20 protein-coding genes and 1 tRNA gene are annotated in these 22,080 nt (G+C 69.1%); 15 read left to right on the top strand and 6 right to left on the bottom strand.

Annotated features, from left to right (window positions below; translation table 11 throughout):
* Positions 1–67 precede the first annotated feature (67 nt).
* From ACIRRA_RS07555 to ACIRRA_RS07575, 5 genes are all read left to right on the top strand, one after another.
* Positions 68–640 (top strand): TetR/AcrR family transcriptional regulator, encoded by a 573-nt coding sequence (locus ACIRRA_RS07555; RefSeq protein WP_402764436.1) that lies wholly within the window; start codon positions 68–70, stop codon positions 638–640.
* Positions 641–715: 75 nt separating this feature from the next.
* Positions 716–1,591 (top strand): hypothetical protein, encoded by an 876-nt coding sequence (locus tag ACIRRA_RS07560; protein WP_402764439.1) that lies wholly within the window; start codon positions 716–718, stop codon positions 1,589–1,591.
* A complete protein-coding gene (locus ACIRRA_RS07565; RefSeq protein WP_402764442.1) occupies positions 1,588–2,685 on the top strand; it encodes a DUF4129 domain-containing protein in 1,098 nt (365 codons plus the stop codon). The genes ACIRRA_RS07560 and ACIRRA_RS07565 overlap by 4 nt, the downstream gene beginning before the upstream one ends.
* Positions 2,661–3,680: an AAA family ATPase gene (locus ACIRRA_RS07570; RefSeq protein WP_402764445.1), complete on the top strand. Its 1,020-nt coding sequence runs from the start codon at positions 2,661–2,663 to the stop codon at positions 3,678–3,680. The genes ACIRRA_RS07565 and ACIRRA_RS07570 overlap by 25 nt, the downstream gene beginning before the upstream one ends.
* A 3-nt stretch (positions 3,681–3,683) precedes the next feature.
* Positions 3,684–4,979, top strand: a complete 1,296-nt coding sequence (locus ACIRRA_RS07575; RefSeq protein WP_402764447.1) for a DUF58 domain-containing protein — start codon at positions 3,684–3,686, stop codon at positions 4,977–4,979.
* Here the strand turns inward: ACIRRA_RS07575 and ACIRRA_RS07580 are convergent.
* Positions 4,957–5,757, bottom strand: coding sequence for an RDD family protein (locus ACIRRA_RS07580; protein WP_402764450.1), 801 nt, complete (start codon positions 5,755–5,757; stop codon positions 4,957–4,959). The two genes, ACIRRA_RS07575 and ACIRRA_RS07580, sit on opposite strands and share 23 nt — an antisense overlap.
* 191 nt (positions 5,758–5,948) lie before the next feature.
* Here ACIRRA_RS07580 and ACIRRA_RS07585 point away from each other — a divergent pair, with 191 nt between their 5' ends.
* Positions 5,949–7,001, top strand: coding sequence for a stage II sporulation protein M (locus ACIRRA_RS07585; RefSeq protein WP_402764453.1), 1,053 nt, complete (start codon positions 5,949–5,951; stop codon positions 6,999–7,001).
* Between the two features lie 837 nt (positions 7,002–7,838).
* On the opposite strand, the gene ACIRRA_RS07590 is transcribed toward ACIRRA_RS07585, so the two are convergent.
* Positions 7,839–7,924: transfer RNA gene (locus ACIRRA_RS07590), tRNA-Leu, on the bottom strand.
* Positions 7,925–8,217: 293 nt separating this feature from the next.
* On the opposite strand from ACIRRA_RS07590, the gene ACIRRA_RS07595 reads away from it, so the two are divergent.
* From ACIRRA_RS07595 to pknB, 7 genes are all read left to right on the top strand, one after another.
* On the top strand, positions 8,218–9,633 hold the full coding sequence (locus tag ACIRRA_RS07595; protein WP_402764456.1) for a DUF3662 and FHA domain-containing protein: 1,416 nt from the start codon (positions 8,218–8,220) through the stop codon (positions 9,631–9,633).
* A 208-nt stretch (positions 9,634–9,841) separates the two neighbouring features.
* Entirely contained in the window at positions 9,842–10,309 is a 468-nt protein-coding gene (locus ACIRRA_RS07600) for an FHA domain-containing protein (RefSeq protein ID WP_040862589.1), read from the top strand.
* A complete protein-coding gene (locus ACIRRA_RS07605) occupies positions 10,306–11,808 on the top strand; it encodes a PP2C family protein-serine/threonine phosphatase (RefSeq protein ID WP_402764459.1) in 1,503 nt (500 codons plus the stop codon). Before ACIRRA_RS07600 ends, ACIRRA_RS07605 begins: the two co-directional genes overlap by 4 nt.
* A complete protein-coding gene (locus tag ACIRRA_RS07610) occupies positions 11,808–13,274 on the top strand; it encodes an FtsW/RodA/SpoVE family cell cycle protein (RefSeq protein WP_402764461.1) in 1,467 nt (488 codons plus the stop codon). The genes ACIRRA_RS07605 and ACIRRA_RS07610 overlap by 1 nt, the downstream gene beginning before the upstream one ends.
* Entirely contained in the window at positions 13,271–14,746 is a 1,476-nt protein-coding gene (locus ACIRRA_RS07615) for a peptidoglycan D,D-transpeptidase FtsI family protein (protein ID WP_402764464.1), read from the top strand. Before ACIRRA_RS07610 ends, ACIRRA_RS07615 begins: the two co-directional genes overlap by 4 nt.
* Before the next feature lie 34 nt (positions 14,747–14,780).
* A complete protein-coding gene (locus ACIRRA_RS07620; protein WP_402764467.1) occupies positions 14,781–16,361 on the top strand; it encodes a protein kinase in 1,581 nt (526 codons plus the stop codon).
* Complete coding sequence (gene pknB / locus ACIRRA_RS07625) at positions 16,358–18,256, top strand: Stk1 family PASTA domain-containing Ser/Thr kinase (protein ID WP_402764469.1); 1,899 nt, start codon at positions 16,358–16,360, stop codon at positions 18,254–18,256. The genes ACIRRA_RS07620 and pknB overlap by 4 nt, the downstream gene beginning before the upstream one ends.
* A gap of 83 nt (positions 18,257–18,339) precedes the next feature.
* Here pknB and ACIRRA_RS07630 read toward each other — a convergent pair whose 3' ends face one another.
* The 3 genes from ACIRRA_RS07630 to ACIRRA_RS07640 all read right to left on the bottom strand — a co-directional run bounded on the left by ACIRRA_RS07630 (position 18,340) and on the right by ACIRRA_RS07640 (position 20,264).
* Complete coding sequence (locus ACIRRA_RS07630) at positions 18,340–18,801, bottom strand: dCMP deaminase (protein WP_402764472.1); 462 nt, start codon at positions 18,799–18,801, stop codon at positions 18,340–18,342.
* Positions 18,791–19,474, bottom strand: coding sequence for a RibD family protein (locus ACIRRA_RS07635; protein WP_402764475.1), 684 nt, complete (start codon positions 19,472–19,474; stop codon positions 18,791–18,793). The genes ACIRRA_RS07630 and ACIRRA_RS07635 overlap by 11 nt, the downstream gene beginning before the upstream one ends.
* A gap of 151 nt (positions 19,475–19,625) precedes the next feature.
* Positions 19,626–20,264 (bottom strand): aminodeoxychorismate/anthranilate synthase component II, encoded by a 639-nt coding sequence (locus ACIRRA_RS07640; RefSeq protein WP_356996149.1) that lies wholly within the window; start codon positions 20,262–20,264, stop codon positions 19,626–19,628.
* Between the two features lie 148 nt (positions 20,265–20,412).
* Here ACIRRA_RS07640 and crgA point away from each other — a divergent pair, with 148 nt between their 5' ends.
* Together crgA and ACIRRA_RS07650 are read left to right on the top strand one after the other, a co-directional pair.
* On the top strand, positions 20,413–20,679 hold the full coding sequence (crgA, locus tag ACIRRA_RS07645; RefSeq protein WP_040862582.1) for a cell division protein CrgA: 267 nt from the start codon (positions 20,413–20,415) through the stop codon (positions 20,677–20,679).
* 86 nt (positions 20,680–20,765) lie between these two features.
* Positions 20,766–21,209: a PH domain-containing protein gene (locus ACIRRA_RS07650; protein ID WP_402764478.1), complete on the top strand. Its 444-nt coding sequence runs from the start codon at positions 20,766–20,768 to the stop codon at positions 21,207–21,209.
* Here ACIRRA_RS07650 and ACIRRA_RS07655 read toward each other — a convergent pair.
* Complete coding sequence (locus tag ACIRRA_RS07655) at positions 21,206–22,072, bottom strand: rhomboid family intramembrane serine protease (RefSeq protein WP_402764480.1); 867 nt, start codon at positions 22,070–22,072, stop codon at positions 21,206–21,208. The two genes, ACIRRA_RS07650 and ACIRRA_RS07655, sit on opposite strands and share 4 nt — an antisense overlap.
* Between the last annotated feature and the right edge of the window lie 8 nt (positions 22,073–22,080).

Consider the following 22,080-nt stretch of genomic DNA (forward strand, 5'->3'; position numbering starts at 1 on the left):
CTCGGTAGTGAACCGTCCAGACGGTACAGTAGCATTCTGAACCGTCCAGACGGTACAGTCAACCGGCGTGACCACACGCGATCCCGCCGGCACCCGCGACCGGATCCTCGACGCGCTCGAAACCCTGCTGCTCGACAAGGGCCTGTCCCAGGTGACCCTGGACAACGTGGCCGCCACCGCGGGTGTCTCCAAGGGCGGGCTGCTCTATCACTTCAAGAGCAAGGACGCACTGCTCGCCGGACTGCTCCGCCGCGTCACCGACCGGGCCGACCAGCAGGTGCGAGCCGCGGTGGCGCAGGGGCGTTCGGTGGCCGAGTGGTATCTGCAGGCTCCGCATCCCGAGGACGACGCCGACGCCGTCGAGCTCGCCCTGTACCGATCGATGCTGGCCGCCATGCGCAGCGTCGACGCGCCGCAGGACGCCGCGCGGGCGGAGACCGACCGGGCCCTCACCGAGGTGATGGGGTCCTGGAAGACGGCCCTGGACAACGAGATCGAGGATCCGGTGCGGGCCGAGATCGTGCGGCTGGTCGGCGACGGCGTCTACCTGCGCGCGCTGCTGGGCCTGTCGCCGATCGAACCCGAGCTCTACCGCCGCGTCGTGGTCCGGCTGCTGGAGACCGGCACACCTCCCGCCTGACCCCCGGGGTGCGAAGTTCGCCGCCCGAACGCGCATCGGGCGACCGAAGACGCTGGTCCGGATAGACTCGGCCGCGTGTTGCCGACCGCCGCCGACTCCGTCGGTTCGCCGACCGGCTCGGTGGGGGAACCGACTTCTACCGAACCGGTGGTTGTGCCGATTCGCCCGATGCAGTTCCGCGAACTGCTGGACATCCCGTTCGCGCTGATCCAGGCGCGGATCAAGACCCTGGCGGGCCTGCTCGGCGTCGCCGTGCTGGTGGCCTCGGTGGTGGCCGTCGCGGGCACGGTGCTGGCGGCTGTCGCCACCGGGAATTCCGACCGCGGCAGCCTCTGGGGCGCGGTGCTGGTCACCCTGCTGTGCGCCTGGTCGGTCCGCTTGTTCGTCCGCGGGGTGACCGTGCCGATCGGGTTGTCGGTCGTGTACCGCAGGCCGGCGACGTGGCGGGGGGCACTGCGGCGGCTGGCCGCGGAAGCCGGTCCGCTGCTCGGCTATCAGGTGATGTACACGCTCATCGGTATCGGCGTGCTGGCCGTCGGCACTCCCCTGCTGTTCACCGTGCCGCCCGCGGTGATCTGGCTGGCCTGGCTGCGCGGGCGGCGATTCACGCTGGTGCCCACCATCTTCGATCAGTCGGCCACCTACAACGTGGCGGCCCGGCGCGCGAAACTGCTTGCGGGCGGGACGGAATGGCAGCTGGTCGGGCTGTGGCTGTACCTGCGCGGGCTGCTGCTCGTGCTGGTGGTGCCGCTGCTGGCGCTGCCGCAGTTCACCGCCGAGTTCTCCGGCACCCGACGCTGGACGGTGACGGTGCTGATCATCACCGTCACACTGCTCATAGTGGCGGTCGCGGAGCTGGTCGAGTCCTCGACGCAGGTCGTCACCTACGTCGATCGGCGCTGCCGCCGCGAGGCGTGGGACATCCGGGTGCCCGACGGGAGCGGCCGATGACCACACCCGACCGCGGGCCCGGGCCGGAGATCACCGGTGCCGCACCGAATCTCATCGGCGCGGCTCCGCCCGAACCCACGCTGGGTCCGGCCGCCACACACCTGGCCGCGGCCGAGGACGCCGCGCGGCGGTTCGATTTCAGTTCCGCGCTGCGCGAGCGGTACCGCGCCGTCACCCGCGGGCTGGAGCAGCGCGGCATCCTCGACGAGGAGCGGGCGCGCACGGCGCGGGAAACCGCGCGGGCCGCCACCGCGATGGTCCCGGACGCCGGTGAACTGCCCTCGGCCGCACACAGTTTCGACGAGGTCGTCTACGGCGGCCGCAACGCCACGGAGGCGGAGTACCGGCAGCTCGAACAGGCCGACCGATACTCGATCGCGCCGCCGCCCAAGGCCGGCCCGGCCGAGATCACCGAGCGGCGCCGGACCCGCAAGGCCAAGGCCCCCAAGGAGACGAAGGACCGCGAGCGCGCGGAACTGCCGCAGCTGCTGAAGGATTGGCGCTTCTGGGCCACGGTCGTGGCCGTGCTGGCGGTCGCGGTACTGGTGTACGTGCTCACCCATGCCGGGTCCGGGCCGTCGACCCCGCCGACCCACGCGCCGTCGCCACCGTCGAATGCGCCGAGCCCGCCGCCCGACCGGCCGGACGTGCCGCCGCCGAACTTCGGCGCCGGCAGCGACTCCATCTTCCAGCGGCTGCCGGGCCGGCTGGCCTTCGGCGGTCTACAGTTCCTCATCGCCTGGGTCGCCGTGCTGTGGTGGCGTGGCCGCCGCCGCGGCGCCATCGTGCGCGAACCGCTGCCGGTGGAGGCCCCGGCCCACGAGCTGCTCGCCGGACAGGCCGGGCTGTACCGGAAATCCCGCGATCACGAGCACGTGGCCGCCAAACTGCGGGCGGCGTCGCTGCGCCGGCTGCGGCCCGCGCTCGGCGTCACCGCCGACACCCCGGCGGAGCTGGTGATCGGGTCCATCGGCGCCCGCACCGGCGCGGACCCGGCCGTCATCCGCGCCGCCCTGTACGACCCGGTCGCCGATCGGGTCGCCCTGGAACTCGTGGCCGCACAACTCGAATGGATCGAAGCGGAGGTCTTGTGACCGAACTCTCCCAGGACGTCGTGGACACCAACCACACGCCCACCGCCCAGGACGCCCAGCAGGCGCTGCTGGCGCTGCGCGCCGAGATCGGCAAGGCGGTGGTCGGCAACGACCACGCCGTCATGTTCCTGGTGCTGGCGCTGCTGTGCCGCGGTCACGTGCTGCTGGAAGGCGTTCCGGGCGTTGCCAAGACGCTGCTGGTGCGCGCCCTGGCCACCGCGCTGGATCTGGAGCACGCCCGCATCCAGTTCACCCCCGACCTGATGCCGGGCGATGTGACCGGCTCGCAGATCTACGATCCGCACTCGGCCGAGTTCACCTTCCGCCGCGGTCCGGTGTTCACCAACCTGCTGCTGGCCGACGAGATCAACCGCACCCCGCCGAAGACACAGTCGGCGCTGCTGGAATCCATGGAGGAACGCCAGGTTTCGGTGGACGGCGTGCCGCAGCCGCTGCCGGATCCGTTCGTGGTGGTCGCCACCCAGAATCCGATCGAGCAGGAGGGCACCTATCCGCTGCCGGAGGCGCAGCTGGACCGGTTCCTGTTCAAGGTGGATGTCCAATTGCCCGGGCGCGATGACGAATTCCGCATCCTGCAGCGGCACGCGGCGGGCTTCGACCCGCGGGATCTGAACGCCGCGGGACTGCGCCCGGTGGCCGGTCCCGCGCACATCGCGGCCGCCCGCGCCGCCGTCGCGCAGGTGGCCATCAGCCCCGAGGTGCTGGCGTACACCGTGGACCTGTGCCGGGCCACCCGCACCTCCCCGGCCGTGGCGCACGGCGCGTCCACCCGCGGCGCGACCGCGCTGATGGCGGCCGCACGGGCCTTCGCCTGGCTGAACGGGCGCGCCTACGTGACGCCCGACGATGTGAAAGCCGTTGCGACGACGGTGCTCCGGCACCGGCTGCACCTGCGGCCCGAACACGAGGTGGAGGGCGTCACCGCCGAGGGCGTGCTGGCCTCGCTGCTGATGTCCGTCCCCGTCCCGGTGTAGGCCGTGGTCGTCACCGGCCGGCTGGCCGCCGCGGCGATGCTCGCGGCCCTGTTCGTCACGCTGGCGCTGCCCTCGTGGCTCGGTGTGCTGCTCGCCACGCTGGCGCTGGTCGCGCTGATCGCGGCCGACCTGCTGTTGCTGGGATCGCCGGGCGCACTGGAGCTTTCGCGGGCCCCCATCACGACGGTCCGCACCGGCCGCAGCATCGACGTGGAGCTGGCGGTGCTCAACGGCGGCGCCCGGCCGGTGCGCGGCATCCTGTGGGACGACTGGCCGCCCAGCGCGCATGCCCGCCATCGCACCCACGCCCTGAACCTGCCCCCCAACACCAGGATTCGGCTACACACCGAGCTGACGCCGGACTATCACGGCGACCGGGTGGCCGGTCCGGTGACGCTGCGCCTGCTGGGCCCGCTCGGCATGGCCGGCCGCCAGGTACGGCGCGAGGTCCCGGCCCGGCTGCGCGCGCTGCCGCCGTTCCGCAGTGAGCGGCTGCTGGCCTCCAAGGTCCGGCGGCTGCAGCATCTGGAGGGCCGCAACACCAGCACGATTCGCGGGCAGGGCACCGAATTCGATTCGTTCCGTGAGTATGTCGCAGGCGACGATGTGCGCGCCATCGACTGGCGCGCAACCGCCCGCGCCAATGACGTGCTGGTCCGCACCTGGCGGCCGGAACGCAACCGGCACGTGGTCATGCTGCTGGACACCGGGCGGGTGAGCGCGGGCCGGGTTGGCGACGGCACCCGCCTGGACGCCACCATCGAGGCGGCCCTGCTGCTGGGCGGGCTGGCCGCCTCGGGCGGCGACTCGGTGGATCTGCTGGCCTACGACCGCCGGCTGCGCACCGAGGTGCGCGGCATCGGCGGAAAGCGCTTGCAGATCAAGCTGATGCACGCGCTCGCCGGGCTCACCCCCGTACTGGTCGACACCGACTACCAGGGCGTGCTGCGCGCGACGCTACAGCGTGCCCGCCGCCGCAGCCTGGTGGTGTGGTTCACCCATCTCGACGCCGCCACCGTGCAGGAGGGTCTGCTACCGGTGTTGCCGGTGCTGACCGAGCGGCATCGGGTGCTGGTGGTCGCGGTGACCGATCCGGAGGTGGCGGCCGCCGCCACCCGCCGCTCGGGCCTGGACGACCTCTATGCCGCGGCCGCCGCCGAGAATGTCATCGCCGAGCACGCGGTGGCCCAGGAGACGCTGCGCCGCATGGGCGTCCGTGTCATCGCCGATGCGCCCGACCGGCTGCCGGAGGCGCTGGCCGACGAATACCTGGAACTCAAGCGGACCGGAGCGCTGTAACCGGCACGGCCGTGGGGTGCTGCCGCACGAAGGGCGGGATGGCTCGCCGCTGCCGCTCGGCCAGCACCGCGCCCAGGATCTGTAGCGGCGGATAGCCGTTCGGCGGCGGCGTGCGCAGGCTCATGCACACCGCGATGACCAGCGTGCGGCCCAACCGATCCTGGACCTCCGGGGTCAGGGTTCGGAACCGCAACAGGTACTGACGCGTCGACAGCGCCAATTCATCGGAGAGACCGAACAAATCGAGCTGCTGCGCCCAGCCCGCCAGCCAGGGTGGCGGCGCGGCCAGCGCGGCGAAGGGCAGCCGGCTGCGGTCGTGCACCACGACGGTGCCCGCCAGCACGTCCCCGACCCGCCGGGCCTGGGGTGAGCACAGCGACACCACGACGGCGATCAGCCCGGTGCCCAGAATCCAGAAGTCGACGATCCCCGCCAGTCCGCGGGTGACCGCGTGCCGGAAGTCGATGGGCCCGCCGTCGGCGCGCACCACACGCAGCCCGACCGCCATCTTGCCCACCGAGCGCCCCCGCGAAAACGTCTCGAACAGCACCGGATACCCGATCAGCGCGCTCACCATGGCCACCAGCACGGCGGCGTCCCGCCAGGCGGGGTCGGCGCCGATCCACACCAGCAGCGCCTCGAACAGCAGCGCCAGCACTGTTCCGATCACCGTCTGCAGCAGCAGGTCGAGCAGGAAGGCCGCCGCCCGCGTGGGGATCCTCGCGATCGGCAGCTCGACGGCCACGGCTTCGCCGGTGGTGAACAGTGCTGTGTCCAATGGCCCTTCGCTTCGCTCCGGGCGGGTTCGCGGCCCTGGAGGTCTCGTTCTTCCCTCCCTGCGCTCCTCCGCTTCGCTTCCCCGCTCCGCTCGGTCCAGAACGAGACGGGCCGCGAACCTCCTCGGCTTGCTCAGCCAGGCGGAAACACGATGGATAGCATTCTGTCAGCCGTAGCGTAGGAGGGGTACCGATGGATCTGGACGCCTACATTTTCGTTCACAGGCCTTCCTGGGAGCGGCTGGATCAGTTGGCCTCCCGCGGCAAACGGCTCACGGGTTCGGAGTCCGACGAGCTGGTGCGGCTCTACCGGCTGGCGTCGCAGCAGCTGGCCCGGCTGCAGTCGCGCGAGGCGGATCCGGACCTCATCGCCGGGCTCTCGGCGGTGCTGACCCGGGCCCGGGGCCGGATACTGAGCGCCCGCTTCGACACGCCGCGGGAGATCGCCTACTTCTTCACGCACCGGTTTCCGGCCGCCGTGTACCGTGCTTGGCCCTGGTGGCTGTCGGTGGCGACGGTGTTCCTGCTCGGGTCGACGGGGCTGGCCGCGTGGGTGGCCAGGTCGGAGGCCGCCCGTCGACATCTCGGCCTGGACACGGATACAGATGCCTTGACGCGGCCCGGTGGCGAATTCGAGACCTACTACTACGAGCACTCGCACGACGCCTTCGCCGCCAAGGTGTGGACCAACAACGCGTGGGTGTCGGCCATGGCGCTCTTCCTCGGGGTGCTCATCCTGCCCGCCGTCTATCTGTTGTTCATGAACGCCTTGAACCTCGGTATCAGTGCCGGGCTGATGGCGGGGGCGGGGCGGCTGGGCCCGTTCTTCGGCTGGATCCTGCCGCACGGAATGCTGGAGCTCACAGCCATTTTCGTAGCCGGCGGGGCGGGTCTGAAGCTGGGCTGGACGCTGATCGATCCGGGCCGGGAGAGCCGCCCGCAGGCGCTGGCGCGGCAGGGCCGGGCGACCGCGGTGATCGCGCTCGGACTGGTGGGCGTGCTGCTGGTGTCGGGTTTCCTGGAGGGCTTCGTCACACCCAGTGGACTGCCCACGGCGGTCCGGGTCGGCATCGGCGCGCTGGCCGAACTCGGTTTCCTGGCTTATATATTCCGGCGCGGCCGCGGCGCGGTGCGGGAGCAGGAGCGCCTGCTGTCGGAACGGGAAGCGGGCGATCGCCCGGAGCACATCGCGGGCTATTCGATCGAGAAGGGTCCGGAACCGGTTGTGGGAGTGGCGACTTCGTAGTCGCGGCACCGTTCGGATTGAGTTCCACTGGCCGCAGCGAGTCCGGCTCAGCTGCGGCCAGCGTTGCCGACGACTCTACACAATCGTTATGGCTACGCAACCTCCGACTTGCCCGGCTGGCGCATGACGCGACCAGGCGAAATACCCTTTCCCAGTAAGGAACCCGACAAGATCGCTAATTCCCGGCATACGCTTTGCGGGCGGTCTGCGGAGGGGTCCGAAACTATCCCCGCGGTCGCGTTTCGGGACCCCTTTCGAACCCTTGCGCGTGATGCGTTCCGAACCCCGTCGGTCGGTTTGCCAAAAACTCGCGAATTTTCCGCTCACCATCGGTTCAAACCCCGTTAAGCTGGCATTTCATCCCAGCTCAGGTCGATTGCCCACCGATCACCCAGGGTCAAACAAACCTCAAGTTTGTTTAGAAAGCCTTTCACTAAATGATCATCAGGCATTGCTGGACAGTAATCGGGCGCATACCCAAGTCGGCATCTTCCGGCAAACGATTTTCGCCCCCGAGAAGGCCCTGAAACGCCCCCTGGCAACGCCTCCGGCAGGCAATCCCGAAGAGGGTGTGCGATCTTCGTCACATCCGTTGTGACCAGCGGCTTTTCGAGTCTCGCTGAGCGGAACCGACACCGTGCGGACTCGCGCTGCGGCCCCGCCCGCGCGGGCCGGCCCGGGCGCCACATTCATACCAATCCGACATCGCACTCCGGGCCCGGACACCGAACCCGGACAGCAGGGCAACGACCCCGGAGACAGTCGAACCCCGGACATAGAAGAACCCCGGACATAGAGAAAGGCCCCCGATCCGATTCGGATCGAGGGCCTTCCTCGTGGTGGGCGAGGGGGGACTTGAACCCCCACGTCCTTACGGACACTGGCACCTGAAGCCAGCGCGTCTGCCATTCCGCCACTCGCCCTGAGCGACGTGAAGAAACGTATCACGGGGTCTGGACCAAAACGAAATCGCCTGGTTATCCGGGGTGCGGACGGGCGATCACGATCCGCGTTCGCCCCGGGAACCTCGGCTCGCCGCCAAGAGTTACAGGTGTGGACGATCGTGGATATCATGCAATCACCGTGTCCTTGCGGCGACACGCCATGTCCGCGTGTTGCTATTCAAGGACGCTTCGCGCACGTCACGGCTGGTCGGACACATGACACGACGCACGCTCCCGCACCGGAGCGGCAGGACCCGAGAAGGGAGGGGGCCATGGGAATTGTTTCCCGATTCGAGCGCCGTCTCCAGGGGGCTGTCGGCGATGTCTTCGCCCGCGCCTTCGGCGGGAGCGTCGTGCCCCAGGAGGTCGAGGCCGCACTGCAGCGCGAGGCCGCCGACCATATCCAGGATCTCGGTGGTGGGCATCTGCTGGCTCCGAACAGCTATGCCATCACCGTCAACGAATCGGATCTACGGCAGCTCGTCCAGGGCGAGGGACAGCCGGATCGCGATCTCGCCACGCAGGATTACGAGCTCACCAAGCGTGCTTTCGCCAAACATCTGCAGGACTACATCCGCGAGCAAGGATGGCAGACCTACGGTGAAGTGCACGTGGAGTTCGAGGCATCCCCTACGCTGCACACCGGACAGTTCAGGACACGCGGCCGGGTGGATCCGGACGTGGGGAGGCGGGCAGGCCCGTCACCGGGACCTGAACGCCCACAACGACCCAACCCGCAACCAGGAGCTGGCCCCATGACGCAGAACTCAGGCTACGACCCAAGCCGTGAGCCCGCGGAGTCCGATCCGCGGAACCGCGGGTACGCGCCCCCGCCTGCGGGCCGTCAAGGTCAGCAGGGTTACGGCGAATACGGCCACGGTGGTCAGCAGGGCTACGAGCAGGGCGGCTACGGCCAGTCCGAGCAGGGCTACGGCGACTACCAGAACGGCTACGACTACAACCAGCAGCAGGGCGGCGGTTACGGCCAGCAGGGCGGCTACGCCGAGCAGGGCTACGGCCAGCAGCAAGGCTACGGCCAGTCCGAGCAGGCCTACGGCCAGCAGCAGGGCTACGCCGACCAGGGCTACGGCCAGCAGCAGCACGGCTACGAACAGGCCTACAGCGAACAGGCCGGCTACGGCCAGCAGCAGGGCTACGCCGACCAGGGTTACGGCCAGCAGCAGGGCTATGGCCAGCAGCAGGGCTACGAGCAGGGCGTCGGCTACGGCCAGCAGGGCTATGCCGACCAGGGTTACGGCCAGCAGCAGGGCTACGGCCAGCAGGGCTACGACCAGTACCAGGAGCAGGCCGGCTACGGCGACGAGCAGGGGTACGGCCAGCAGCAGGGCTACGGCCAGCAGCAGGCCGGCTACGGCGCGGCGCCGGCACGCGGCGGCTCGGGCTATTCGGCCACGCTGCAGCTGGACGACGGCTCCGGCCGCACCTACCAGTTGCGCGAGGGCAGCAACATCATCGGCCGCGGGCAGGACGCGCACTTCCGGTTGCCGGATACGGGAGTTTCCCGGCGGCATATCGAGGTTCGCTGGGACGGCCAGACCGCCATGCTCTCGGACCTCGGTTCGACCAATGGCACGCTGGTCAACGGGTCTCCCGTCCAGGATTGGCAGCTCGCCGACGGGGATGTCATCCGCGCCGGACATTCCGAGATCCTGATCCGGATCGTCTGATCCCGTAAGCTCGCGGTGCAGGTCACGATATGGCTGGGAATTCCTCGGTCGTATCGTGATCGCAACCGGTCGACGGCCCTATGATGCTGCCAATACTCGCGGCGGACTCTGGCCGCGCTGACCAGCAACACACCGGTTGGGGGTCACGGAGCCACACCTCCGTAACTGCCCCGTACTTACGACACGGTCGAACAGGAGGTGGAGCACCGTGCAGGGATTGATCCTGCAATTGACCCGTGCGGGGTTCCTGCTGTTGTTGTGGCTGTTCGTGTGGGCGGTGCTCCGGACCCTGCGCAGCGATATCTACGCGGCTTCCGGCCTCCGGGTCGCGCCTCGGGCCGCAGGCGGTTCCGCGGTGCTCCCATCATTTCGCCGGGGCCAGAAGGGCGCCAAATATCTCGTGGTGACTCAGGGTTCTCTCGCCGGCACCCGCATCTCGCTCGGCACACAGCCGGTCCTGATCGGGCGGGCCGACGACTCCACACTGGTTCTCACCGACGACTACGCCTCCACCCGCCACGCGCGACTGTCTCCGCGCGGTGAGGACTGGTACGTCGAGGATCTCGGTTCCACCAACGGGACCTACCTCGACCGGTCGAAGGTCACCACTCCGGTCCGAGTTCCACTCGGCACCCCTGTCCGTGTCGGCAAGACAGTGATCGAGCTGCGATCGTGACACTTGTTCTCCGCTACGCAGCGCGCAGCGACCGTGGTCTCGTCCGAGCCAACAACGAGGATTCCGTCTACGCAGGTGCGCGACTGCTCGCGCTGGCGGACGGCATGGGCGGCCACGCCGCCGGTGAGGTCGCCTCGCAGCTGATGATCGCCGCCCTGGCGCATCTGGATGACGACGAGCCCGGCGACGACCTGCTCGGCAAGCTGAATCGTGCTGTGCACGAAGGCAATGCGGCCATCGCCGACCAGGTCGAGGAGGAGCCGGAACTCGACGGCATGGGCACCACGCTCACCGCCATCCTGTTCGCCGGCCGCAAACTCGGCCTCGCGCACATCGGCGACTCCCGCGCCTACATGCTCAGAGGCGGTGAGCTGGCCCAGATCACCCGCGACGACACCTTCGTGCAGTCGCTGGTGGACGAGGGCCGGATCACTCCGGAGCAGGCCCACACTCATCCCCAGCGCTCGCTGATCATGCGGGCGCTCACCGGCAACGAGATCGATCCCACCCTGGTGGTCCGGGAGGCGCGTGCCGGGGACCGCTATCTGCTCTGCTCCGACGGCCTCTCGGACGTGGTGAGCGACGAGACCATCGCCAATACGCTGCGCGAGGGCAGCACCGACGAGTCGGCGGACCGGCTCATCGAATTGGCGTTGCGCAGTGGCGGTCCCGACAACGTGACCGTGGTGGTCGCCGACGTCATCGATCTGGACTACGGCCAAAGCCACCCGATCGTGGCGGGCGCGGCCTCCGGCGAGGACGAGGACACTCCCCCGCCGAACACCGCCGCCGGCCGGGCCGCCGCCATGCGCCCGCCGCGCGCCACGCCGCGCCGCGCGGTGCCGCAGCCCGAACCCGAACCGCCCAAGAAGAGCCACAAGCTGCGCTGGCTGGCGCTGTCGCTGGCCCTGCTGGTGGCCGTGGGCGCGGGGCTCACCGTGGGCTACAACATGATCCGCAGCAACTACTACGTCGGCGTGGACGGCGAGAAGGTGGTCGTGCTGCGCGGCCTGCCCGGTTCGGTGCTGGGCTACTCCATCCGCGATGTGGATCAGGTCGGATGCGTCACACGCGGCGGCGAATTGACACTGACCGCGCCCGGCGACAAGTTTCCCTCCGGCTGCGCCCAGCTGACCCGCAACGATCTCCGCCCCAGCGGCCGCGATTCGGTCGACAAGGGCCTGCCGCCCGGTTCCCGCGACGACGCCGTCAAGCAGATCCGGAACCTGGTGCAGGGCGAACTGCTGCCTCCGTGCGAGAAGCAGCAGCCTGTCACCCCGTCGACCACGCCGGTCCCGCCGCCCGCCGACCCCAACCAGCCCGGCACACCCGTCACCACCACCCCGGCCGTTCCGGCCGCGCCCGGCAGCCTCACCGGCGGTGAGCGCACCGGCGAGAACCACCCGCTGGAACCCCGCAAGACCGACCAGCCGACCGCTCCTGTCACCACCACCACGGCACCGCAGACTCCGGGGCAGAACTGCAGGACGGCGGACTGATGTCCGCACCGGCACCGCCGTCCACTGGGGCTTTTCCCAGTCCACCGGGCGGATTCGCTCCTGCGCCGCCGCCCGCCACCCGGCGCAATGTCGAGTTGCTGCTGCTGGGGCTGGCGGCCGTCATCACGACGGTGTCGCTGGTGCTGGTGGAGGCCAGTCAGGAGCAGGCGATCACCTGGGAGATCGCCAAACTCGGTGCCGCGTACATCGCATTGTTCGGCGTCGCGCATCTGGCGGTGCGGCGGTTCGCGGCCTTCGCGGATCCGCTCCTACTGCCGATCGCGGCGCTGCTGAACGGGTTGGGCCTGGTGGTGATCCACCGCATCGATCTGGCGCAGGCCCAGGACGCCGCGTTCGCCTCCCTGCCCATCCCCTCCCCCGACGCCAACCAGCAGGTGCTGTGGACGGGGCTGGGGATGGTGGTGTTCCTGGGGTTGCTGATCGCGCTGCGTGACTACCGCAGCCTGGCCCGCTACGCCTACATCCTCGGACTGATCGGGGTCATCGCCCTGGCGCTGCCCGCGGTGCTGCCGGACCGATACTCGCAGGTGAACGGCGCGAAGATCTGGATTCGCCTGCCGGGCTTCAGTGTTCAGCCCGGTGAGTTCGCCAAGATCGCGCTCATCGTGTTCTTCGCCGGCGTGCTGGTGTCCAAGCGCGACCTGTTCACCGGCGCGGGCAAGCACGTGTTCGGCATGGAGCTGCCGCGCATGCGCGACATGGGCCCGATCCTGCTGGTGTGGGTGCTGTCGGTGGGCGTGCTGGTGGTGGAGAAGGATCTGGGCACCTCGCTGCTCATCTTCGCCACCGTGCTGTGCATGCTCTACATCGCGACCGAGCGCGTCGGCTGGGTGGCGGTCGGGCTGGTGCTGCTGACCATCGGGGTCGTGTTCGCCTACAGCGCCTTCGGGCATGTGCGGGTGCGGTTCTCGACCTGGCTGCATCCCTTCGCCGACTACTCCAACACCGGCTACCAGATCTCGCAGTCGCTGTTCGGGCTGGCCACCGGCGGACTGGCCGGTACCGGGCTGGGCAGCGGGCGGCCCTCGCAGGTGCCGTTCGCCAAGACCGACTTCATCATCTCCGCCATCGGGGAGGAGCTCGGCCTGATCGGGCTGACCGCCATCCTGATGCTGTTCTGCGTGTTCACCATTCGCGGGATCCGCACCGCGCTGGCCATTCGCGACAGCTTCGGCAAGCTGCTGGCCGCGGGCCTGTCCTTCACGATCGCCATCCAGGTGTTCGTGGTGGTCGGCGGCGTCACCAAGCTGATTCCGCTGACCGGTCTCACCACGCCGTACATGTCCTACGGCGGTTCGTCCCTGCTGGCCAACTACGTGCTGCTGGGCCTGCTGATCAAGGTGTCCGACGCCGCCCGCCGGCCGGCCCCCGCGCGCAAGCGGGCGGAGCCGATCGCGGACGCGCCGACTCAACTGCTGCGCAAGGTCGAGGGGGGTGCCGCGTGAACACGCCTCTGCGCCGGGTGGCGCTGGCGGTCATGGTGATGATTGTCGCGCTGCTCGCCAATGCCACCTATGTGCAGGTGTTCAAGGCCGACAGCCTGCGCAACGATCCGCGCAATGTGCGAGTGCTGCTGGACGAGTACGCCCGCCAGCGCGGCCAGATCTCCGCGTCGGGCACGGTGCTGGCCTCGTCGGTCGCCACCGACGACCGCTACAAGTACCTGCGCACCTACCCGACCGATCCGCTGGCCTACGCGCCCGCCACCGGCTACTACTCGATGCAGTACGGCAGCAACGGGCTCGAGCACGCCGAGGACTCGGTGCTCAACGGCTCCGACAACAGCCTGTTCGGGCGCCGGCTCATCGACATGATCTCCGGCCGGGATCCGCGCGGCGGCAATGTGGTGACCACGCTCAACCCGGTCATGCAGAAGGTCGCCTACGACCAGCTCACCGCCAAGAACCTGACCGGTTCGGTGGTGGCCATCGAGCCCAGCACCGGCCGCATCCTGACCATGGTGTCCACGCCGTCCTACGACCCGAACCTGCTGGCCGGGCACGACGGCGCCGCCACCCAGAAGACCTGGGAGCAGCTGCAGCAGGATCCGCGCCAGCCGATGCTGAATCGCGCTGTCTCGCAGACCTATCCGCCGGGCTCCACCTTCAAGGTGATCGTGACCGCGGCCGCGCTGTCCAACGGCATCGCCAAGCCCGATGACCAGTTCACCGCGGCGCCGCGGATCACGCTGCCCGACACCACCACTACGCTGGAGAACTACAACGGCAGCCACTGCGGTCCCGGCGACGCCCAAACCGCTTCTCTCACCGACGCTTTCAAGTACTCCTGTAACACCGCCTTCGCCGAGCTCGGTATGAAGGTCGGAGCCGCGAAACTCAAGGACGAGGCCAGCGCGTTCGGAATCGGAACCCAGCACCCCAATATTCCGATTCCGTGGGCGGACAGCACCGTCGGAACGATTCCCGACAATGCGGCCATGGCCCAGTCCAGCATCGGCCAGCGCGATGTCGCGATGACCCCGCTGGACAACGCGGTCGTCGCGGCCACCATCGCCAATGGCGGCGTGCGGATGAAGCCGTACCTGATGGACCAACTGCAGGCGCCCGATCTGAGCACGCTGGAGACCACCAAGCCGACCTCGGTGGGCCAGGCGGTGACACCGCAGGTGGCCACCCAGATCACCAATCTGATGCTGGAGTCGGAGAAGAACACGCAGGGAGGGACGCAGCCGCGCTCGTATCAGATCGCGTCGAAGACCGGTACGGCCGAGCACGGCAACGATCCGCGCAACACGCCGCCGCACGCCTGGTACATCGCCTTCGCACCGGCGCAGAACCCGAAGATCGCGATCGCGGTGATCGTCGAGAACGGCGGCGACCGGGCGCTGGCGGCCACCGGCGGCTCCGTGGCCGCCCCGATCGCGCGAGCGGTGCTGGATGCCGGGCTGGGGGGCTGAACGACATGAAGGTGCAAGGTAGACAGGGTCACGAATGCTGAACAACGGTGCGATGATCGCGGACCGGTACCGGCTGCAGCGGCTGATCGCCACCGGCGGCATGGGTCAGGTCTGGGAGGCGCTGGACACCCGGCTGGACCGCCGGGTCGCCGTGAAGGTGCTCAAGGCGGAGTTCTCCGCCGATCCGACCTTCCGGCAGCGCTTCCGTACCGAGGCGCGGACCACCGCGCAGCTGAACCACCCCGGCATCGCGAGCATCTACGACTACGGCGAGACACAGGACGGGTCGGGCGGCGAAATCGCCTACCTGGTCATGGAATACGTGCAGGGTGAACCGCTCAACGCGGTGCTGTCGCGGTTGAACCGGCTCTCGGTGGCGCAGAGTCTGGACATGCTCGAGCAGACCGGGCGCGCGCTCCAGGTCGCGCACCTGGCGGGCGTGGTGCACCGGGATGTGAAGCCGGGCAATATCCTCGTGACCCCGACCGGTCAGGTGAAGATCACCGACTTCGGCATCGCCAAGGCGGTGGACGCCTCCCCGGTCACCAAGACCGGCATGGTGATGGGCACCGCCCAGTACATCGCGCCGGAGCAGGCCACCGGCGAGGACGCCACCGCCGCCTCCGACGTGTACTCCCTGGGCGTGGTCGGCTACGAGGCGCTCTCGGGCGCCCGGCCGTTCATCGGTGACGGCGCGCTGACCGTCGCCATGAAGCACGTGCGGGAGGCCCCGCCGCCGCTGCCCGCCGATCTGCCGCCGAATGTGCGGGAGCTCATCGAGATCACCATGGCCAAGGATCCGGGCCAGCGCTACACCAATGGCGGCGAGTTCGCCGACGCGGTGGCCGCGGTGCGCTCGGGTCGCCGGCCCACGCCGCCCGGCGGCATTCCGGCCGTGCCGCCGATGACCGGCGCCACCCGGGTGCTGCCGCCCGGACCGACCATGATCATTCCGGGTGCCCGGGCCGACCAGGCCACCACCCGCTACGCGCCGCCACCGCAGCCCATGCGCGGCGTCGCCGAGCCGCCGGCCTCCGCGACCACCGTGATGCCCGGACCGCGCACCCCGATGACCATCACCGGCGCCGGAGACCCCGGGACCGGGCGATTCACCGCCGGCCAGAAGGCCATCGCCGGGCTCGGCGTGGGCGTGCTCATTCTGGGCGCGGCCGCCGCCATCGTGCTGATGAGCAGCTCCTCGCACGACTCCACGCCGCCCGCCCGCACCAGCGCGGTGGTGGCGCCCCCGGTGATCGTGCCTAGCACCACCACGCCACCGCCGACCACGACCACGCGGGAACGGCCAGTGCCGCCGCCCCCGGTGACCACCTACGAGCCGCCCCCGACCACCACACCCGAGCCGACGACCACGCCACCGCCCACCACGACCGCGCCGCCCACCACGACCGCGCCGAAGACCACCACCTCGGCACGGCCGACCACGACCGGTCGCTGGCCCTGGCCGAACAACGACATACCATCATTGCCGGCGAATCCAGGCGGAGTGAGTCCCGGCGGGGTGAGCCCGGGCGCGGTGAGTCCCGGCAGTAATCGGGGTCCTGTCTACGAGCCCGACCCCTATTCATCCACAGTCCCGCAGCAAGGATTGCCATGACGACCCCGAAGAACCTCTCCTCCCGCTACGAGCTGGGCGAGATCATCGGGTTCGGTGGCATGTCCGAGGTCCACAAGGCCCGGGATCTGCGGCTCGGCCGGGATGTGGCGATCAAGGTGCTGCGCGCCGACCTCGCCCGCGACCCCACGTTCTACCTGCGATTCAAGCGTGAGGCACAGAATGCGGCGGCGCTCAACCATCCGGCCATCGTGGCGGTGTACGACACCGGCGAGGCCGAGGTGGACGGCGGCCCGCTGCCCTACATCGTCATGGAGTACGTCGACGGCGACACCCTGCGCGACCTGGTGCGCGGCAAGGGCCCGCTGCCACCCCGGCGCGCCATGGAGGTCATCGCGGATGTGTGTGCGGCGCTGGACTTCTCGCACCGCAACGGCATCGTGCACCGGGACATGAAGCCCGCCAACATCATGATCAACCGCGCGGGCGCGGTGAAGGTGATGGACTTCGGCATCGCCCGGGCCCTCGCCGACAGCTCGAACCCCATGACCCAGACGGCCGCCGTCATCGGCACCGCCCAGTACCTCTCGCCCGAGCAGGCCCGCGGCGAACAGGTGGACGCGCGCTCGGACGTGTACTCGGTGGGCTGCGTGCTCTACGAGATCCTCACCGGTGAACCGCCTTTCACCGGCGACTCGCCGGTCGCGGTGGCCTACCAGCACGTCCGGGAGGATCCGCGGCTGCCGTCGCAGGTGCATCCGGGAGTGCCGCGCGAACTCGACTCGGTCGTGCTCAAGGCCATGAGCAAGAACCCGGCCAACCGGTACCAGACCGCCGCCGAGATGCGCGCCGACCTGATCCGGGTGCTGGGCGGGCAGAAGCCCACCGCGCCCATGGTCATGACCGACGAGGACCGCAGCTTCGACGACGAACTGCCGCCGCCGCGCAGCTACCGCACCGTCGAACGCCGCGACGACACCACCGAGCAGGAGATCGTCGAGGCGAGCCCGCGCCGGCGCACGGCGCTGATCGCCGTGCTCGCGGTGGCGGCGATCGCCGCGGTAGGCGGTCTGCTGTGGATGTTGATCGGACCGGGCTCGCATCCGGATCAGGTCGCGGTGCCGGATGTGGCCAATCAGAACTACCAATTGGCGCAACGGGATCTGGAGCGAGCCGGTTTCACGGTCGCCATCCAGCAGAAGAACGATCCCAAGGTGGCGCAGGGCAATGTGATCGCCAGCCAGCCGCTGGGCGGTTCGCGGGTCGACAAGGGCAGCACCGTCACCCTGCAGGTGTCGGCCGGTCCGCAGCAGGTGCCGGTACCGAAACTGGCCGGGCTCACCCAGCAGCAGGCCGAACAGCAGCTGAATTCCCAGGGGCTGCGGCTGAATCCGGATGTGAAGCGGGAAGCGTCCAGCACCGAGGACAAGGACAAGATCGTCGGGCAGACCCCCGACGCGGGGCAGAAGATCGACTCCGACGGGCAGGTCACCATCACCCTGGGTTCCGGCCCGGACAAGGTGCGGGTGCCCGACGTGGTCGGCCAGTCCATCGACGTCGCGCAGTCGACGCTGTCGGACACCGCCGGTTTCAAGGTGACCGTGCAGGAGGTGCCGAACAACCAGCCCAAGGGCACGGTCATCGCCACCAATCCGCCCGCGGGCACCCAGGCCGACAAGGGTTCCAGCATTACCGTGCAGGTCTCCAGCGGTGACCAGCTGACCATGCCCGACCTGCGCGGCATGACCCCGGCCCAGGCCGTGGACATGCTGCGGCAGAAGGGCTGGAACGGGCAGGTCAGCCAGAACAACATGAGCACCCTGAACGCGGGTGAGGTCGGGCGCATCCTGGCTCAGCAGCCGACCGCGGGCTCGCCGCTGAGCAAGAGCCAGACGGTGACCATCACGACCGGCGTGCTCTCGCTCGGCCCGCCGTGATGCCGATTCCACTGTGAGAACAGGGGGTTCGCGGACTGTCCGCGAACCCCTTTGTTTCATGTGAAACCTTCGATGCGCGAAACCTACAGCCGCAGATGACGGTTCATCGACATGGCCTCCTCGGCCAGATCCGGCAGCTCGATCACCTCGATGCCGTGCTCACGCAGCTTCTCCACCCCGACACAGTTGTCCACGAAGGTGCCGGGCTCCCGCCAGGCGATGACCACGCGCCGAATTCCGGCCCGGAGAATCCGATCCGTGCAGGGCAGCCGATCCTGACTCGCCCGCTGCGAGCACGGTTCCAGCGTGCTGTAGAGCGTGGACGACCGCAGCCGCGGGTCGTCCGGCTCCAACTTGTTCAGCGCCGATTCCTCGGCGTGCACCTTGTCGTCGGTCTCCCGCGACCACCCGTGTTCGATCTCCACCCCGTCCGCGCCCACGATCACCGCACCCACCGCGAAGGCGGTGTCGCTGTGCGGGCACAACCGCGCCAGGCCGATGGCGTGCCGCATCCACCCGCGATCCAGCCGTGCCTCATCCGACATCGGAATCCTCCTTCGGCAAATAGCGCAGCAGCGCGATATCGCCGATCCGGCCCACATCGGCCAGCTGCATGCGGTGATTGGAGCCGCCCGGGAAGGCGGCGGGCCCGAGAAAGCGCGGGGCGGCCGGATCTCCGACCACGACCGGCGCCACAGCCATCCAGATCTCGTCGGCCAGACCGGCGGACAGGAAGCCGGTGTGGATGGCACCGCCGCCCTCGACCATGAGCCGCTCCAGGCCGCGTTTACCCAGGTCATCGAGCAGGGCATCGAATTCGATCAACGAGCCGAGGGATATGACTTCGGCCAGCCCGGCCAAACGGTCACCGATGCGGGCGGCTCCGGAATCGGTGGTGTAGACCAGTCTTTCGCCGCCGCAGCGCCAGAACCGCAGTTCCGGGTCGAGATCGCCACCGGCGGTGACGATCACGCGCACCGGATACTCCGGCTTGCCCGCGGCGACCCGATGCAGGCGCCGATCCGCACTGTTGACCAGCAGCCGGGGATTGTCGCGACGCAGGGTTTCCGCGCCGATCAGGATGGCGTCGGAGTCGGCGCGCAGCGCGTCCACCCGATCGAAATCGGCTGAGTTGGACAGCAACAGCCGGTCGGGACCTGTGTCGTCGATATAGCCGTCGATGCTGACGGCCACCGACAGCATGACGTGCGGCCTCATGACGCTGTATCCATGTGGCATGAGCGGAGGCCCTGCGTGGTCACGCAAGCTGCCGCCTCCGGGCCCTGACCGCTCATGCCGGCGTCATCCATGTGGCATGAGCGGAGGCCCTGCGTGGTTACGCAAGCTGCCGCCTCCGGGCCCTGACCGCTCATGCCAGTGCCGCGACCTCCGCCTCCAGGGTCTGTACCAGTCCCTCGGCCGGACGCTCGCCGCACACGCCCAGCCAGTTGGCGAGCATGCGGTGCCCGCCCTGGGTGAGCACGGATTCGGGATGGAACTGCACACCGTGGATAGGCAGATCGCGATGCCGCAAGGCCATGACGATGCCGGATTCGGTGCGGCCCAGCACCTCCAGCTCCGGCGGCATGGTCTCCTCGAGGACGGTCAGCGAGTGGTAGCGGGTGGCGATGAACGGATCCGGCAGACCGGCCAGCACGCCCGCGCCGATGTGGAAGACCTTGCTGGTCTTGCCGTGCAATAGTTCGGGGGCGCGGGTCACGGTGGCGCCGAACGCTTCTCCGATGGCCTGATGACCCAGGCAGACGCCGAGCAGCGGAGTGGCGTGCCGGGCGGCGGCGTGCACCAGGGCGATGCTGGCGCCGGCGCGATCGGGGGTGCCGGGCCCGGGGCTGATCAGCACCCCGTCGTAGTCCTCCACAACCTTGTCCACATCCGCGAGTCGATCATCGTCGTTGCGCCAGACCTCAGCATCCACACCCAGCTGTCCGAGATACTGAACCAGGTTGAACACGAAGCTGTCGTAGTTGTCGACGACCAGTACACGCATGATTCGAGAGTAGTTGGCGCGGCGCGTGCCGTCGCACGCAATACCGCGAACCGTGTCGCCACAGTCGCCCCGGCCCTCCCCAACGACGCTTTCCCCAGGGTTGCCGGGATAATGTCTATGCAGACAGAACGCCGAAAACGAGGACGTCATGCCGAAGTCTAAGGTCCGGAAGAAGACCGACTACACGATCAACCCGGCCAGCCGCACGCCTGTACGCGTGAAATCGGCGGGCCCGTCGCCGGTCTGGTACGTCGCCATCATGCTGGGCTTCATGCTGGCCGGCCTGGCCTGGCTGCTCGTCTACTACCTGGCGAACGAGCACATCGGCTGGATGAGCGACCTGGGCGCGTGGAACTTCCTGATCGGGTTCGGCCTGATGGTCGTCGGCCTGATCATGACCATGCGCTGGCGCTGAGCCCAGCACATGTGTGGCTTACACCATTGTTATTCATACACATCTGTGGATGAGCCTGTGGACAACTCGAGGAGGGAGTGGGGACAGTGACATCCACCGATCCCTCCTCCCGTCTCGCCTGGTCCACACCCCCGGCGGCGCTCGCGGCCTGCGGCGTCGGCGGCATCGCGCTGGCCGTGGCCGCCTTCGTCACGAACGACGCTCCCGGCCGCCTGCTCATCGGAGTGGCCGCGCTGGGACTGCTCTTCCTCACCGGCATGGGGTTGCGGCAGCGGCCGCGGCTGGCGATCGAGCCCGGTGACCCTGTGCATATCGTGGTGCGCGGCCTGACCGGGCCGCAGCGCTACACGCCCCGGCAGATCCTGCTCGTCCGCGTGGTTTACTACCGGCGACTCGGCCGGCGGATGCCCATGCTGGAGATGGATGTGGATCACCAGGGCGAGGAGAAGCTGCTGATCCTGGGCCGCTGGGATCTGGGCGCGCACCCCGAGGATGTTCTCGAGGTGCTGCGTATTCACCTGGCGCGCTAGAGACTCGGCGCGGCCACCACCGTCGCCAGCACCGCGATCACCGCCACCACCGCCACCACCGCCCAGCCGATGTTCAGTGCGGTGCGGGTCTCCCGTATCCCCAGCCAGCGCGGCACGTAGAGGATGCCGGTGGTGGCGACCGTGCCCGCCAGCAGTCCGCCCAGGTGCGCCCAGATGGAGATGCCGGGCACCGAGAAGGTGATGATCAGGTTGATCACCAGCAGTACCGCGATCTGGGTGAGGTTCTGCCGGGTACGCAGCATGATCACAGCGACCGCGCCGAAGATGCCGAAGATCGCGCCCGACGCGCCCGCCGAGGCGGTGAGCGGATCCGACAGCGCGGTCACCGCCGCCGAACCACCGAGCAGCGAGGCCAGGTAGACGGCCACGAAACGCCCACGGCCCAGCGCCACTTCGCAGTAGGGGCCGAGCACGTAGAGCGCGAACATATTGGCCAGCAGGTGAATCGGCCCGTAGTGCAGGAAGCCCGAACCCAGTACCCGCACCCAGCCGCCGTCGCCGACGAAGGCGGGCACCAGCACCCAGTCGTAGAACAGCCGCGACCGCTGGTTGTCCATCACGCTGTGGGCCTGGAGCGCGGTGACCGCGTAGACGATCACATTGATCGCGATCAGCGAGTAGGTGACGTACGGGTTGGGTATCCGCGACACCGTTGTCCCGGCGGCATTGCGGACCGGCCGGACGTCGTTGCGGCCCTGCTGGACACAGTCCACGCAGTGCTGGCCCACCGCGGCCGGGGTGAGGCATTCGGGACAGGCCGAGCGCCCGCACCGGGTGCAGGCCAGACCGGTGGCCCGGTCCGGATGGCGGTAGCAGGTCGGTGCGGGCGGCTGCGGTTGCATGTGAATTC

It is taken from the genome of Nocardia sp. NPDC101769, assembly GCF_044766925.1.
Lineage (GTDB): Bacteria > Actinomycetota > Actinomycetes > Mycobacteriales > Mycobacteriaceae > Nocardia.